The sequence below is a fragment of the Actinoplanes subglobosus genome (genome assembly GCF_042650585.1).
GTDB lineage: Bacteria > Actinomycetota > Actinomycetes > Mycobacteriales > Micromonosporaceae > Actinoplanes > Actinoplanes subglobosus.
In genome coordinates this window covers 95528-109849 of sequence record NZ_JBHSBL010000006.1, presented here as the reverse complement: position 1 = coordinate 109849, position 14322 = coordinate 95528, and the positions used below count along the sequence as shown (strand labels likewise).

General features: G+C 72.0%; 16 protein-coding genes and 1 tRNA gene. 9 read left to right on the top strand and 8 right to left on the bottom strand.

All coding sequences use genetic code 11. The features are described from left to right. Positions 1–124 precede the first annotated feature (124 nt). Positions 125–196: transfer RNA gene (locus tag ACFO0C_RS06735), tRNA-Val, on the bottom strand. A 52-nt stretch (positions 197–248) separates the two neighbouring features. Further along, positions 249–623, bottom strand: coding sequence for a TIGR02611 family protein (locus ACFO0C_RS06730; RefSeq protein ID WP_378065665.1), 375 nt, complete (start codon positions 621–623; stop codon positions 249–251). Positions 624–932: 309 nt separating this feature from the next. Here ACFO0C_RS06730 and ACFO0C_RS06725 point away from each other — a divergent pair, with 309 nt between their 5' ends. The 4 genes from ACFO0C_RS06725 to ACFO0C_RS06710 all read left to right on the top strand — a co-directional run bounded on the left by ACFO0C_RS06725 (position 933) and on the right by ACFO0C_RS06710 (position 3214). After that, positions 933–1364, top strand: coding sequence for an SsgA family sporulation/cell division regulator (locus tag ACFO0C_RS06725; RefSeq protein WP_014446635.1), 432 nt, complete (start codon positions 933–935; stop codon positions 1362–1364). Positions 1365–1571: 207 nt separating this feature from the next. After that, positions 1572–2450, top strand: a complete 879-nt coding sequence (locus tag ACFO0C_RS06720; protein WP_378065664.1) for a helix-turn-helix domain-containing protein — start codon at positions 1572–1574, stop codon at positions 2448–2450. 65 nt (positions 2451–2515) lie between these two features. Further along, complete coding sequence (locus ACFO0C_RS06715; protein ID WP_364508059.1) at positions 2516–2971, top strand: RrF2 family transcriptional regulator; 456 nt, start codon at positions 2516–2518, stop codon at positions 2969–2971. Positions 2972–3034: 63 nt separating this feature from the next. Beyond that, positions 3035–3214 (top strand): DUF4236 domain-containing protein, encoded by a 180-nt coding sequence (locus ACFO0C_RS06710; protein WP_378065663.1) that lies wholly within the window; start codon positions 3035–3037, stop codon positions 3212–3214. Here ACFO0C_RS06710 and ACFO0C_RS06705 read toward each other — a convergent pair. Then, the gene (locus ACFO0C_RS06705; RefSeq protein ID WP_378065662.1) at positions 3211–4092 is read right to left on the bottom strand and encodes a hypothetical protein; all 882 of its coding nucleotides are present in this window, start codon (positions 4090–4092) and stop codon (positions 3211–3213) included. The two genes, ACFO0C_RS06710 and ACFO0C_RS06705, sit on opposite strands and share 4 nt — an antisense overlap. 92 nt (positions 4093–4184) lie before the next feature. Between ACFO0C_RS06705 and ACFO0C_RS06700 the strand changes: the two genes are divergently transcribed. Both ACFO0C_RS06700 and ACFO0C_RS06695 read left to right on the top strand, forming a co-directional pair. Next, positions 4185–5870 carry a fibronectin type III domain-containing protein gene (locus tag ACFO0C_RS06700; protein WP_378065661.1) on the top strand — a complete coding sequence of 562 codons (1686 nt, stop codon included), beginning with the start codon at positions 4185–4187 and terminating at the stop codon, positions 5868–5870. Positions 5871–5968: 98 nt separating this feature from the next. Further along, the gene (locus tag ACFO0C_RS06695) at positions 5969–7543 is read left to right on the top strand and encodes a GGDEF domain-containing protein (RefSeq protein WP_378065660.1); all 1575 of its coding nucleotides are present in this window, start codon (positions 5969–5971) and stop codon (positions 7541–7543) included. Positions 7544–7591: 48 nt separating this feature from the next. On the opposite strand, the gene ACFO0C_RS06690 is transcribed toward ACFO0C_RS06695, so the two are convergent. From ACFO0C_RS06690 to ACFO0C_RS06670, 5 genes are read right to left on the bottom strand one after another with little or no spacing between them, the layout of a single operon-like run. After that, positions 7592–8101, bottom strand: a complete 510-nt coding sequence (locus ACFO0C_RS06690) for a mycothiol transferase (RefSeq protein WP_378065659.1) — start codon at positions 8099–8101, stop codon at positions 7592–7594. Positions 8102–8137: 36 nt separating this feature from the next. Then, entirely contained in the window at positions 8138–8911 is a 774-nt protein-coding gene (locus tag ACFO0C_RS06685) for an endonuclease/exonuclease/phosphatase family protein (protein WP_378065658.1), read from the bottom strand. Beyond that, complete coding sequence (locus ACFO0C_RS06680; protein WP_378065657.1) at positions 8908–10362, bottom strand: phosphatase PAP2 family protein; 1455 nt, start codon at positions 10360–10362, stop codon at positions 8908–8910. Before ACFO0C_RS06680 ends, ACFO0C_RS06685 begins: the two co-directional genes overlap by 4 nt. Positions 10363–10402: 40 nt before the next feature. Then, entirely contained in the window at positions 10403–11416 is a 1014-nt protein-coding gene (locus ACFO0C_RS06675) for a YihY/virulence factor BrkB family protein (RefSeq protein ID WP_378065656.1), read from the bottom strand. After that, positions 11413–12363 (bottom strand): diacylglycerol/lipid kinase family protein, encoded by a 951-nt coding sequence (locus ACFO0C_RS06670; RefSeq protein WP_378065655.1) that lies wholly within the window; start codon positions 12361–12363, stop codon positions 11413–11415. The genes ACFO0C_RS06675 and ACFO0C_RS06670 overlap by 4 nt, the downstream gene beginning before the upstream one ends. 78 nt (positions 12364–12441) lie before the next feature. Between ACFO0C_RS06670 and ACFO0C_RS06665 the strand changes: the two genes are divergently transcribed. From ACFO0C_RS06665 to ACFO0C_RS06655, 3 genes are read left to right on the top strand one after another with little or no spacing between them, the layout of a single operon-like run. Continuing rightward, positions 12442–12942, top strand: a complete 501-nt coding sequence (locus ACFO0C_RS06665; RefSeq protein ID WP_378065654.1) for a DUF1990 family protein — start codon at positions 12442–12444, stop codon at positions 12940–12942. Then, a complete protein-coding gene (locus tag ACFO0C_RS06660) occupies positions 12939–13706 on the top strand; it encodes an MBL fold metallo-hydrolase (RefSeq protein WP_378065653.1) in 768 nt (255 codons plus the stop codon). Before ACFO0C_RS06665 ends, ACFO0C_RS06660 begins: the two co-directional genes overlap by 4 nt. Further along, entirely contained in the window at positions 13703–14284 is a 582-nt protein-coding gene (locus ACFO0C_RS06655) for a DedA family protein (RefSeq protein WP_378065652.1), read from the top strand. Before ACFO0C_RS06660 ends, ACFO0C_RS06655 begins: the two co-directional genes overlap by 4 nt. Positions 14285–14322: the final 38 nt, after the last annotated feature.

Sequence of the window (14322 nt, the reverse complement as noted above, 5' to 3'; positions counted from 1 at the left end):
GGTCAAGCAGGGAGCAGCACAATCCTGATCCAGGAGAGGTCAACCCAGCCTGCTCCCAGAACCATGACAAAAGGTCCACCGCATTTGATCATCGCGGTGGACCTTTTCGCAGCTCAAGTACTCGTGGGCGATACTGGGATCGAACCAGTGACCTCTCCGGTGTGAACGGAGCGCTCTCCCGCTGAGCTAATCGCCCTCAACGAGATGGAACTCTACTAGACCGCACCACCGGTTTGCGAACCAGGGGGTCAGTGCGTCCTCAACCAGTCCAGACTGACCTGGACCAGGTCGATGTCCATGCTGACCTTGACGCTCGCCCACACCACCGCGCTGATGAAGAGCATCCCGACCACACCGATCAGGGCTCGTAGCGGCAGCGACTGCCGGGCTATCCAGTGGGTCCAGCTCTGCACGTGCCGTTTGGTGAACTCGAGGACGCCCCTGGCCCAGTGGAACTCGACGGCCAGGATGGCGAGCCCGAGGATCACGATCGCCCAGCCGGGGCCGGGGAACGGGATCAGGATGATGCCGATGGCGACGACCAGGCCGCCGACGATGCCGACCCCGATCTTGAGAGCCAGGCGGCCGGTGGGGTTGGACCGGATACGGTCAAGCACACGCACGTCTGAGAACCCCGTCGTCCGGTTTTAGGTTCATTTCATCCCCCAGTGTCCGGGAGCCCCGTCACTACCCGGGAGGAATGGACGTTACCGGAGTAAGTCAACTGCTGGACCACTGATGCCAGGCGGAACCGAGTACACGGGCAGAACAGGACAAGATATCGCTTTGCGTCCTGCGTGGAAGGGTTTTCGGAACCGCCTTCCCACTACTGGGTGAGATCAGCGTATGGCGGAGCGTAACTACAAGGATCACCTGAGTATGGGAACCGCGGGGTTCACCAGCCTCGCAGCGGTGCCGGGGGGAGTTCGTCCATGAGTACCATTCGTCCAACGACCGTCGAGGTCGAAACCTCGCTGCGGCTCGTAGCGCCTGACGCGACGGCACTGCCGGTACGCGCCAGTCTGCGGTACGACCCAGCCGACCCGTATGCGGTTCACGTGTTGTTCCACGCAGAATCAGCCGGTGGGGAAGCCGTGAGCTGGTCCTTCGCGCGGGAACTCCTCGTGACCGGGCTCGACGAGCCGGCCGGGATCGGAGACGTCCGGGTGTGGCCCTGGGCCACCCCCAGGGGCGACTTCGTCGCGCTGGCCCTGTCGTCACCCGACGGGAACGCGCTGTTCGAGGTGCCGCGCAGCGTCCTGGTCCGCTTCCTGCGGCGCACCTACGTGGTGGTGCCCCGTGGGCGCGAGTCCGATCACCTGGACGTCGACGCGGCCGTCAACCGGCTGCTGGCGGGCCGCTGACCCGTCGGCGACATCAGCGAGTCAGGGCGACCCGCGCGGACACTGCCGGTCCGTGCGGGTCGCCCTTTATAACCGGAAAAATAATCGATCTCCGAAAAGAAATCGGAATCGGACGTATAGCGAATACCGAGCTAGAAATCGGACATTTACCTCAGTCGGTGCGCTAGTGGATGCGCGAGGAGACATCGACGACTACCGTCAGGCGCGATGTCAGCACTCATTCAACACACCGAGCCGGCGCCCACCCGTCTTCCACCGGACTGGTCGGGGATCGGTGGCTGCGCTCTGCCGGTGGCGCCAGGCACCGCCACCGGCCTGCTGGACAGTCACGCTCTCGTGCTCACCGTCACCGGACCCCTGTTCGCCGAGGTCGACTTCATCGAACACCTCTGCGGGCCGGGTACGGCGCTCTGGATCCGTCCGGGGCAGGCGGTGCGGTTCGGCGAGCCACCGGACGACACGGCCACGATCGTCTTCCGGCGTGGGCTGTTCGGACCGGACGAGCTGCCGGATCTGGTCCCGGACGATCCGTCCGGGCCGGCCGCGCGGCCGCTGTCCCTGCCCGGTCCGGAGATCCTCCGGGCCGCCTTTGCCCATCTGACCGCGGACGCCGACGGCCCACCGGGGCCGGTCACCGCCGCTCTCCTGCGACATCAGCTGGCCGCGGTGTTGCTGCGCCTGCGGTCGCTCGATCCGCTCACCGATCCGGCCGGTCATGTCGAGGGCCGGACCTTCGAGCGGTTCCAGCGCCGGCTGGAGGAGGGGTACCCGCACACCCGCCGGGTCGAGGACTACGCGGCCGAGCTGGGCTGTTCGGTGCGGACCCTGACCCGGGCCAGCCTGGCCCTGACCGGCCGGACCGCCAAGCAGGTGGTCGACGACCGGGTCGCGCTCCAGGCGCGGCGGCTGCTCGCGGCGACGCCGCTGTCGGTCGCCGAGGTGGGCCGGATCCTGGGTTTCGGGGAGCCGACCAACTTCGGCCGCTTCTTCCACCGGGAGACCGGCCTGAGCCCGGGGCAGTTCCGCGGCGGGTCCACGACGGCCGGTCCAGGGGGGATCCCGGAGCAGCGGCACCCCGCGGACTGAGCGGAATTCCCACAACTCCCTGGGGTATGTGCATCCGGGATGCGCGGGCGGGGCATGATAGTCAGGTGCAGATCTCCGCGCGCGGTGACTACGCGGTCCGGGCCGCCCTCAGTTTGGCGCAGGCCTACCCCGCACTGATGTCCGCCCAGGCCATTGCCCAAGACCAAGAGATGCCTCGGAAGTTCCTCGAGGCAGTGCTCGCCGACCTGCGCCGTGCCGGCGTGGTGCGGGCGCAGCGTGGTGCCGAGGGTGGCTACACGCTGTCGCACCCACCTCGCGATGTGACCATCGGCCAGATCCTGCGGGCCGTCGACGGCCCGCTGGCCGGTGTGCGCGGCCTCCGTCCGGAGGAGACTCAGTATTCGGGGGCCGCCGAGAACCTGCCGAACCTGTGGGTCGCGGTGCGGGCCGCGGTCCGCGAGGTGGTCGACGAGGTGAGCCTCGCCGAGCTGATCAGCGGGCGGATGCCGGCGCATGTGCGCAAACTGACCACCCGCCCCGACGCCTGGCAGCCGCGCTGACGTTTGTGGATCGGCCCCATCGGGAATCGTCCCGTCCATCAGAAACGAGATGGGAGAGGTCCGATGGGCATCGTCTACCGCAGTCGGAAGAAGATCGGTCCGCTGGTGCTGAACTTCACCGAGAACGGCTACTCGTCCTGGAGCCTGAAGATCGGCCGCTGGTCGTGGAACTCCAAGACCCGCGCCCACCGCGTCGACCTGCCGGGCCCCCTGTCGTGGAAGCAGGACAAGAGCCGCCGCTAACGGCGAATCAGGACGTCGCCGCCGAGCCGGCCGTGTGCCGGCTCGCGGGCGACGGCGCCGCTGTCGATCAGCGTGTGCAGAACCCTTGTCGCGTCGGCGGCCCGATAGACGGTCTCGGTCAGCGCGAAGGTGCGCAGCTCGGCCACCGTCGCCTCGCCCACCCGTTCCAGATGCGCGGTCATCTCCCGCCGCAGTGGACCGGGGTCCGGGTTCAGCGAGATGTCGATCAGATGCCGCTCCGGATCGGCGGGGTCGCGTAGCCGTACCCCCGCGAACTCGTCGACCGCCCAGAGCGCCTCCTTGAAGGTCTCCAGACTCTTTCCCGAGGTGGTGGCGAAGGCCACCGTCTCGCCGGGCTCCGGCCCGGTCGCCAGCTCGGCGACGGTGAGCAACGGCAGACCCAGGCCCCGATAGGGGTCGATGTCGGCGCCGGGCGGCAGCACCAGCAGAACCTCGGCCGGCCGGCCTGCGGCGATCGCGGAGACGGTGGTCACCGCGGGTGGCGCACTCGCGCCGGTCGCATCGAGAAAACCCATCAGGGGTACGCGTGACGCGCCGGCCGCCTTCAACGCGACCGGAAGCCGCTCGTCCGTCCCGCCGCCGACCGGGAGCACGGCCAGCCCGGCCGCCGCCCCCGCGTCGCGCTGCGCCACCCCGAGCCGCTGCCCCAGCCCGGTCACGTCGTCGCCGACGGCCACCATGGACAGTTCGCGTCCACGGGCCAGTCCCGGCAGATCGGTGAGGACCCGCACAGCCGCCTCGGCCGCCTCCCCGCCGTCGCCGTCGGCGTAGCCGTGCACATAGGTGGCACGGCGAGCGTGATGAAGCGCACCAGCAGCCCATGCTTGCAGGTGGCGGACGAGGAGTTCACGTTTCACGGTCGCAATCGGGGACACATCGTGTTTCTACCCTGTCCACTTCGGTACCGGAAACTTGTACCCATGGTGTTCGCGTGAGCACTATGGGATACATGGCCCCTCCACTCGCGGAACTCACCGCCCAGGCGCAGACCCTGTCGTCCGCCGGTGATCTCGCGGGCGCCCGGGCCGTGCTGGACGACGTGTTGCGGACCGCCGACGCCGATCCCCGGCGGGCCACCGCCGACCTCGCGGTGGCCGCCGCTCTGCACGCCCGCGTCCTGATCGCCCTCGGCGACCCGGAGTCGGCCCGGCTCTGGGCCGCCTTCGCCCACTCGGCCGAGGAGCGCCTGCACGGCCGCACCGACGAGCGGACCATCGCGACGGCCGCCATGCATGCGGCGGTGCTCCAGCGGATCGGCCAGCACGGCCGGGCATCGTCGGTCTATCACGACCTGGTCGGTGAGCTGGCCCTGATCGACGGGCCGGACTCGCCCCGGGTGCTGGCCGCCGAGGCCGACCTGGCCACCGCCGAGCACTCCGCCGGCCACTGCTCGACCGCCCGGGCCCGGCTGGCCCGCGCCTGGCGGCGGCACAGCCGGGTGCACGGCGACGCCGCACCGGCCGGGATCAAGATGCTGGCCCGGCTGGGGGCGATGGAGCGCGAGTGCGGGCTCGACGCCGAGTCGGCCGAGCACCTGGCCCAGGCGAGCGCGCTCAGCGCCCGCCACCTGCCGGCCGATCACCCGCTGGCCCGCCAGGCCGCCGCGCTCGTCGCCGGCAAGCCGTCCGGCCGGCACACCTGCGGCCGCCGTGACACCACCGGCGGCCGGCCGTTCCGCCCGTTCCCTCGGCGGCCCACCGTCGCCGACCCGGCCGGTGACCGGCCCGCGGCGTTCCCGGCCCATGCGCCCGGCCAGCCGCCGCCCGACGACCGGCCCACCGACCCGGCCGGCACCGTCTACCCGGCCGTCGACGACCCCGCCCGGTTCGGCGCCCCGGACCGGTCCGACAACCCCGGCCGATTCGACGACCCCGACCGGTTCGGCGACCCCGACCGGTCCGACGGCCCCCGATTCGACGTCCCCGACCGGTTCGACGACGAGATGCCGCCGGACAACCGGGCCACCGACCCCAACGGGACCGTCTACCAGCAGCCGCTCTACCTCAGCGACGTGCACCGGCTACCCGGCGATCCGACCGGCCGGCACGCCCGCGCCGATACCCCTCCCCCGCTGCCGGGCAACCGGGCGCCCGACTACGGCGAGGACGGCCGTCCCCTGCCGATCGGCTCGGCCCGGGCCAGCACTCTCACCGATCCGCCCAACTCGCGGCGGCTGCCGGAGCGCGGCCGCCGCCCGCGGGCCGCACATCCGCTGCTGCTCGCCACGGTGCTGGCCGCCGGTGTCGCGGCTGCCGCCGCGGTGGTGATCGTGATGCTTCCCGGCGCCGACCAGGCGGCAACGCCACCGGCCCAGCCGAGCACCGCCACGACCACGTCCGCGGCCCAGTCGCTGACCACGACATCCGACCCCGGCTCCCCGCGGAACGTGACGCTTCGCGACGACGGGCCGAGCGTGACCCTGCAGTGGGACTATCCGGCCGACGCGACCGGCGAGGTGCTGGTCACGGTGGCCAGGTCGGACCGGCCGCCGGTCACCGTGGCGGAGTTGCCGGCCGGCGCGACCGACTACGTCGCCTACAGCCTCAGCGAGCGCTACGACTACTGCATCACGGTGGCGATCCGGCAGGACGCGCGGAAGATCGCGGCCGCCGCGCCGGTGTGCACCGCACGGTGACGGCCCGCCCGCAACCGATCCGCAACCCGTCGCGACCCGGAAAGCTACCCGGGCACAGGAATGTTTGTCGTCATGGCGGCGACAGGAAGGCAGGGACTGTGACGACGGAGACGGCGAGCCGCGTCCCCACCCAGTCTCATCAGGAGCTCAGCGCTCTCGAATCCGCCGCGGTGGAGCTCGAGGGACGGCCACCGTCGGCGTTCCGGACCCTCTGGGAGCCCGCCTGCCGGCTGCGGCAGCGCGCCACCGAACTGGGAGCCGAGGAACTGGTCCAGCGGGCCATGCTGCTGCAGGCGGGAGTCCTGCTGCGGGAGGGCCGGACCGGCGAGGGCGGTCAGCACGCCCACCAGGTGCGGGTGTGGGCCGAGGAGCACGAGCATCTCAATCTGCTGGCTCGCGCCCACCGGGAGCTGTCGGTCTTCTACCGCCATGTGGGTGACTTCTCCGACGCGCTGACCCACGCCGTGCAGAGCGTCTCGTTCCTCACCGACGACGTGCCGCCGAGTCTGCGGGCCCGGCATCTGATGACGCTCTCGGTCTCGCTCGACGACAGCGGCTCGCACGAGGACGGCCGGCGCCGTGCCCAGGAGGCGCTGACGTTCGCCGCCGAGGCCGGCGACCACGAGGTGATGTCGTCGATCCTGAACAACATGGCGTACACGGCTGTCGAGGTCGACGACGAGCCCGAGGCCCGGATGCTGGTCGGGCAGATGCGGGACCTCCAGGCCCGTACCGGGTTCCGGTTCACCGCCAACGAGCTCGACACGATGGCGCAGGTCGAGCTGATGGGCGGCCGGTACGACGCGGTCGAGGAGCTGCTGTCGCCGGTACTGGCCGAGCTGGTCGCCGCGACCGAGGGTGACGCGGTCGCCGAGTGCCAGCTCACCCTCGCCCAGGCCCGCCGCCTGGCCGGCCGTTACGACGCCGCTCAGGAGGCCCTGGACGCCACCCGGGCGGTGTGCGGCACCCGCGGGCTGGCCGGGATCGGCGCGCGGGTCCGGCAGGAGCAGGCGGCCCTGTTCGCCGACACCGGGCGCTACGCGGAGGCGTACGAGGAGCATCGCGCCTTCCACGCCGAGGTGACCGCGCTGCAGTCGGTCCAGCGGGACGCCCGGGCCCGGGCGTTGCAGGCCGTCTTCGAGGCGAACGAGGCCCGGCGGGCCAGTGAGCACTTCCGGGAGATGGCCCACCGGGACGCGCTGACCGGCCTCTACAACCGGCGCTACGTCAACGAGCGGGTGCCGGCCCTGCTGCTGGAGTCGGCCGCCCACCGCCGTCCGGTGTCGCTGGCGATCGTCGACCTGGACCACTTCAAGCGGGTGAACGACACCCTCTCGCACGCCACCGGTGACACCGTGCTCCAGCACGTGGCCGAGCTGCTGGAGGAGGCGGCGCCCGGCTCCGCGTTCGCGGCCCGGATGGGTGGCGAGGAGTTCCTGCTGGTCTATCCGGGGGTGGACGCCGAGGAGGCGGCCACCCGCTGCGAACGGCTGCGCCTGCGGATCCGCGCGCACAGCTGGGAGCCGATCACCGGGACGCTCCCGGTGACCACGAGCATCGGGATCACCACGGCGCCGGAGGGCCGGAGCACCTTCACCGCGCTGCTGTCGGCCGCCGACCGCAATCTCTACGCCGCCAAACGCTCCGGACGCGACCGGATCATCGCGGCCTGAACCCGCCTTCACGCCGTGTGGTACAGCGGTGAGAGCCGGCTTCGGTCTTCACTCGCCAGTGGGTACGCCGGCCAGCTCGGCGACGATGTCCAGGTGGCCGAGGTGGCGGGCGTACTCCTGGACCAGGTGGAAGCAGACCCGCTCCAGGGTGGCCGGGTCGCCGCCGCCCCAGCGCGGGCCGGGCCGGCCGACGGCGTCCAGAGCGTTGCCGGTGATCGCCGCGGTGGTGTACGCACCCTGCTCCCGCAGCTCCGCCGTCAGCTTTTCCAGGGTCTCCGCCTCGTCGACGTGCCAGCGGTCGTCGCGCTGGTCGGCCCACGGGTCGTCGACCGGACGGCCTTCGAAGCCCCACTCGATCCAGCGCCGCTCCACGTGCCGCAGGTGTTTGACCAGTTCCAGCGGCGTCCAGCCGGAGGGCAGGCGGCTGGTGCGCAGGTCCGGTGCCGGCAGCGCGGCCGTCTTCGCCAGCAGGGTCTCCCGGAAGTAGTCCAGGTAGCGGGTGAACACCTCGGCCCGATCGTCGGCGGGGATCGTGGGCGACGGGAACTCGATCGTCATACCCCGAGGCTAGAGAACCGGCTCGCGGCAACGGCGCTACAGGGCGACGTCGGCGCGGACCGGGTAGTGGTCGGAGGCCTGGGCGGTCTCCTCGTCCCGGACCACCCACGCCCGCGTGGCCCGGGCCGCCAGCGGCGCGCTGGCCAGCAGGTAGTCCAGGCGCATGGCCCCGAACTCACGGCCGGCGAAACCGGTCGGCACGGTACGCCCGTCGCCCGAACCCACGGCGGCCCACAGGTCGGTGAACCCGGCCGTCCGGAACGCCGTCAGGGCCGCGGTGTCCGGGGTCCCGTCCGGCCCGAGGTGCCGCCGCCGGAAGAGCGGATGCAGGGCGCCGACCGTGGCGGTGTGGTCGGTGTCCGGGGCGAGACCGTTCATGTCGCCGGCGATCAGGGTCATCCGGCGGGCCGCACCGTAGCGGGCCGACAGCCAGCGGGCCTCGCGGTAGCGGCGGTACGGGGAGAACGGGTTGAGGTGGGCGCTCACCACGGTCAGCGGGCCGGCCGTGGTCTCGGCGACGGCGATCGCCACCGCGTGGTGCAGCCGCCAGCGGACCGTGGACCGGCGCAGGATCCGCCGGGGCGGGCGCACCAGGACCGCGACCGGCTGCGCGAACCCTGCCGGTGCGAGGTGAACGGTCATGCCGGCCTCTTCCGCGAGGGCGTGCAGGCGTGGCCCGTACCTCCGGAATTTCTGCAGTTCCTGGAGGCAGAGAACGTCCGGCTGTTCGCGGTGGATGACCCGGATGATCGCCGGAAGGCGATCGCCGCCGCCGTTCTTGATGTTCCAGGTCATCAGCCGCAGCGTCATCCGACCGCCACCGGGCGACGGGTCACCTGCTCGGCCTCCGCGGCCGCTTCGGAGGCGGTCCCGGCGTGCGCGTTGGGGCGGACGACGAACCAGAGGACGGTCAGCCAGCCGGCGGTGAGCAGGGCCGCGCCGAGGACGTCGGTGGGATGGTGCATGCCGCGGTACATCCGGGAGAGCGCCACGATGAAGGGCATGATCACGGCGAGGGCCGGGAAGATCCAGCGCCACGGCTGCCGGACCCGGGCCATCACGATGATCGCGATGGCGGCCCAGAGGCACATGGTGGCGGCGATGTGCCCGGACGGGAACGACGAGGTCGGCATCTGCCCGTCGAGCTGCTCGACCGACGGACGGTCCCGGCCGACCGCGGCCGCCGCGCAGAGGAAGAGGGTGAGCTCACCCATCATGGCCAGGGCCAGGAACAGGATCGGCCGCCACTGCCGCCACAGGGCCAGCGCCAGCGGGCAGAAGAACAGCGAGATGATCAGGATGGCGTGCGTGTCGCCGGCCTTGCTCGCCATCCAGCTCAGATCGTCGAGGCCGGGCGTGCGGAAGGTCTGCAGCCAGCGCGGGACGCCGTCGTCGAAAGTGGGTTCCCAGCGGTTCGCCGAGTAGCCGACCAGGTAGAGCAGGCCGAACACGAACACCCAGCCGACCAGCAGCTCGGCGCCCTTGGCCCACGGGTGCGGCAGGACGGCCTCCTCGGCCGGTGCGGGGCGCAGGTCCGGCCCGGCCTCCGGTTCGAGGCCGTCGGCGAGCGCCGGCACCGGGCGGCCCGCCTCACGGCGCCAGATCCGGAAGGCGTACGCCGTCACGCTGATCCACGCCACCCCGAGCAGCCAGCCGCCGATCACGTCGGAGAGGAAGTGCACACCCAGAGCGATCCGGGTGAACCCGACAGCGGCCACGATCACCGCGGCCAGCCCGGCGAACCAGGGGCGCCACCGCCGTCGCATCGCCGGCAGGAAGACCAGCACGATCATGCCGTAGACGACCATCGAACCGAGTGCGTGCCCGCTCGGGAAACTGTTGCCGGGCGCGGTCGCCACCGGGACCTCGACCACCGGCCGCAGCCGGCCGATCAGTGCCTTCAGCGACGGGTCCAGGATCAGTGCGCCGGCACCGGTGACCACCAGGTAGAGCGCCGGGCGCGGCCGGCGCCGGATCAGCAGCACCACGACCAGCAGCGCCACCAGCGGGATCATGAATCCGCGACCGCCGAACGAGGCGATCTGCTGAAGGACCGCGACGATCGTGTCCGAGCCGGACGCCCAGCTGTTCAGGCCGTCGGCCACCGACCGGTCCAGCCCGAGCAGCGGCTGCCAGTGGAACCGGACGAGCAGCAGCAGGGTGCCGAAGGCGAGGCCGATCGCCGTCACCGCGGCCAGGCCGAGCACGCTGCGTTCGGCGAAATGTCGTACCGGCGCCCAGCGGGCTCGCTTCTCGGTCACGGCGTACTCCTGATTTCGTCCGGGAGAGGTGCGCCGTTCCTTACCCGGAGGGCTCCGCCGATACACCGGGTTCGCGCTGGGCGGGGATGTCCGGTTCCGCGTCGGGCTCCCAGCGGTCCTCCAGCGCCGGCCGTCGCACACCCACCCGCCGGGCCTCCAGCTGGGCGGCGAAGGCCAGCCCGAGGAAGAGCGCGATGCCGGTCAGGTTGGCCCAGAGCAGCAGCGCCATGATCGCGGTCAGCGGGCCGTAGGTGGCGCCGAACCCCTCACTGAACCGGATGTACCCGGCCAGGAGCAGGCTCGCCAGCCACCACAGCACCGTCGACACGACGGCACCGAACAGCAGCCACGACAGGGCCGGCTGGTTGCGCCGGACCGAGTGACGAAACAGCAGGCCCACCGCGAAGACGATCAGAACCAGACTCAGCGGCCACCGGACCACGTCCCACGCCACCCGCAGGCCGGGACTCAGGCCGAAGTGCTCCTCCGCCGAGTCTCCGGTCGCCCGCCCGGCCACCAGCAGCAGGAACCCGAAGAGCGCGGGCAGGCCGGCGACCAGTGCCAGCACCACGGCCCGCAGGTACTTGCGCAGGGCCGGGCGGTCGCGCTCCACACCGTAGATGCGGTTGGCGCCCCGCTCGATCTGCGCCATCGCGCTGGTCAGAGCGAACAGGCCGGTGATCAGACCGAGGGTCAGGGCCAGTTCACCGGCCTCCTCGGTACGGTCGTCGTCCACCAGCAGCTCGGTGACGAGTGGTTCGCTGGCGCCCGGGGTGAGCGCGATGACGGTGTCCGCGACGATCCGGCCGCCGTCCTCCACACCGAGATCGGTGGCCAGGCCGGAGAGCGCGATCAGGAACGGGACGATGGCCAGGCACAGCTGGAACGCGAACGCCCGGGAGTGGCTGAAGCCGTCGCCGTAACGGAACCGGACGAACGCGTCGTGCAGCAGAGGCCAGCGCCCGTAGTGCCACAACGCGTGGAGGGCGTCGTCGGCGGAGAGCTTGTCGCCCGGCATCATCCGGGTCTCGGGAACCGGCTCGGTACTGCTCAAGCTTTCTCCTTCGCACGGCGGGCGACGGCGGACGCGTCGTACGCCAGATCCGGGTCGGCGTCCGGCTGTGGCACGCAGAGCAGCAGCGCCTTCGGCCGGAGATGGATCTTCATGACCTTGCCCGGGGCGATGGTGTCGCCGTCGAGCTGACGCGCCTGTGCCCGGTTGCTGTAGATCTCAACCCGCGATGCGGTGTAGGTCTCCATCAGCGGCACCCGCTCCCGGCGGCTCACCACGGCCCAGGCCAGCGCCGCCCAGTGGGCCAGGTTGGTGGGGCTGAGGATGGCGACGTCGAACTTGCCGTCATCCGGCTCGGCCTTGCTGAGCAGGCGCACCCCGCCCTGCAACCGGCCCACGTTGCCGACGATCACGGCGGCCGGGCGGCGCGGCATCGGCGGGCCGCCGTCCAGCCGGATCCGGGTCCGCATCGGCCGGTCCAGCAGGTGTTTCGCGGCGCCGCCGACATAGGCCAGCCAGCCGATCCGCTTCTTCGCCTTCTCCGAGGTGTCCTCGAGCATCTGCGCGTCGAAGCCCATCCCGGCCATCACCACGAAGCACCGGTCGTCGATCGCGCCGACGTCGATCCGCCGGCGGCCGCCCTCCAGCGCCACCTCGAGGCCGGTCGCCGGGTCGTTGCCGAGGCCCAGGTTCGCCGCCAGCAGGTTGCCGGTGCCGGCAGGTAGCACGGCCAGCGCCACGTCCGATCCGGCCAGGGCGGTGACGACGGCGGTCACCGTGCCGTCACCGCCGCACGCGAAGACCAGCTCGGCGCCCTCGGCGACGGCCTTCTTCGCCTGGCCGCGGCCCGGGTCCTCGGGGGTCGTCTCATACCACCGCGGGGCGGGCCACCCGGCACGGGCGAGGCCTCGCTCGACGGTCCTGCGCAACTGATCGAGATCGGCCACTTTGGTGGGGTTCACCACGACGGCGCAGCGGGGTCCAGTCACGTCGCTCAGTGTGCCGGAGTCATGTCACGGCGGCGACTCGACAGTCGGTGGCGATCCGAAGAAGGGCACACTTGTCCGGTGACCGAAGTTACCTATCCGCATGTCGGATTCACCCGGTCCGGGCGGCTCCCGGCCGGTTACCGGCATCTGCGCCACCGCACCCGGATCGGCCGCGGCGAAGAGACGCTGGCCCGCGCCGGCGAGGCGATCCTGACTTTCCGGATGCACCGGGCCATCGGCGCCCGGATCGTCGCCGACGCCCGCCGCGCCGCGCCCGGGGTGCTGCTCACCGTCGGGCTCGGGCCGTTACGGGCGCCGTGCGAGGTGGTGTGGACCGTCGAGGAGGGCGACCGGATCGGTTTCGCCTACGGCACCCGGCCCGGCCATCCGGCGATCGGCGAGGAGGCGTTCCTGGTCGAGCGGGACGAGCACGACCGGGTCTGGTTCACGGTCACCGCGTTCAGCCGGCCCGCCGGGAGGCTGATGCGCGTTGCCGGCCCGTTCGGGGTGATGTTCCAGCACGCCTTCGCCCGCGCGTGCGGGTCGGCCCTGCGGCGCCTGGGTACCGTGGGGCGGTGAGCACGACCGAGGTCACCTGGTGGGGGCACAGCACCGTGTGGCTCGCCGACTCCGGCGTGACCCTGCTGACCGATCCGGTGCTCACCGGCCGGCTCGCCCACCTGCGGCGGATCGCCGGCCCGGCGCCGCGGCTGCCCGGCCCGCCCGACGCGATCCTGCTCTCCCACCTGCACGCCGACCACTTCCACGTGCCCTCGCTGCGGGCGGTGCCCGGCGATCCGGTCCTGGTGGTGCCGCGCGGGGCCGCGGCGTTCGCGGCGCGGGCGGTTCCCGGCGCGGCGCGACGCTGCGTCGAGCTGGGGCCCGGGGAGGAGACCGACATCAAGGGGGTACGGGTGAAGGCCGTCCCCGCCCGGCACGACGGCGGCCGTGGCCCGTGGTCACGCGAGCGTGCCGCGGCGATCGGCTTCGTGGTCGAGGGCGCCACGCGGACGTGGTTCGCGGGTGACACCGGCCTGTTCGACGAGATGCACGACATCGGTCCCCTCGACCTGGCGCTGATCCCGGTCGGCGGCTGGGGCCCGACGCTGGGCGCGCACGGTCACCTGGACGCGGCCGACGGCGCCGAGGCGCTGCGCCGGGTGAAGGCGTCCTGGGCCGTGCCGGTGCACTACGGCACGCTGTGGCCGATCGGGATGGGCCGGGTCCGCCGGCACATGTTCGACCAGCCGGGCCCGAGGTTCGCCGAGTTCGCGGCGGTGGTGGCGCCGGACAGCCGGGTGCGGGTGCTGGCGCACGGCGAGACCTTGGGCGTGCACGCGTGACGGCCGCCCTGAGCGCTTCCGGGTGGCTGTTCCTGGTGGTGGCATTCGGGGCGATCGTCCCGATCGTGCCGACCGGGGCCGCGGTCAGCGCGACCGCGGCGTACGCGTTCCATCTGCATGCCTACGCGGTCGTGCCGGTGGTGCTGGCCGGCGCCGCCGGGGCCTACGTGGGCGACCTGGTGATGTATGCGTTGTGCCGCTTCGGCGGCGAGCAGCTCGCCCGCCGGCTGCGCTGGCTGCGTGACGAGACCCGGCTCGCCGGCGTGCGCGACCGGTTGCGGAGCCGGCAGGTGCCGGTGCTGCTGGTGTCCCGGCTGATCCCGGGCGGCCGGGTGCCGGTGCTGCTGGCCGCCGCGTTCGCCGGGCTGCCGTGGCGCACGTTCGTGGTCGCCAACCTGCCGGCCTGCCTGCTCTGGTCGGCGGTCTACGCCACGATCGGCCTGCTCGGCGGGTCGCTCTTCCCCGAGCCGTGGCAGGGTGTGGCCGCCGCCGTCGTGATCATCCTGCTGGTCAACCAGTCGATCACCTGGTTCTCGAAACGGCGTGCCACCGGCGCACCGGCCCGCGGCCGGTCCTGAGCTCGGCCGATCGTCGAGTGACCGAAACCACCGGGAAC

Excerpts from the sequence above, each read along its gene's own strand:
- ACFO0C_RS06725 (WP_014446635.1), top strand. The coding sequence starts at position 933 with ATGAGTACCATTCGTCCAACGACCGTCGAGGTCGAAACCTCGCTGCGG.
- ACFO0C_RS06720 (WP_378065664.1), top strand. The coding sequence starts at position 1,572 with ATGTCAGCACTCATTCAACACACCGAGCCGGCGCCCACCCGTCTTCCA.
- ACFO0C_RS06710 (WP_378065663.1), top strand. The coding sequence starts at position 3,035 with ATGGGCATCGTCTACCGCAGTCGGAAGAAGATCGGTCCGCTGGTGCTG.
- ACFO0C_RS06700 (WP_378065661.1), top strand. The coding sequence starts at position 4,185 with ATGGCCCCTCCACTCGCGGAACTCACCGCCCAGGCGCAGACCCTGTCG.
- ACFO0C_RS06690 (WP_378065659.1), bottom strand. The coding sequence starts at position 8,101 with ATGACGATCGAGTTCCCGTCGCCCACGATCCCCGCCGACGATCGGGCC.
- ACFO0C_RS06685 (WP_378065658.1), bottom strand. The coding sequence starts at position 8,911 with ATGACGCTGCGGCTGATGACCTGGAACATCAAGAACGGCGGCGGCGAT.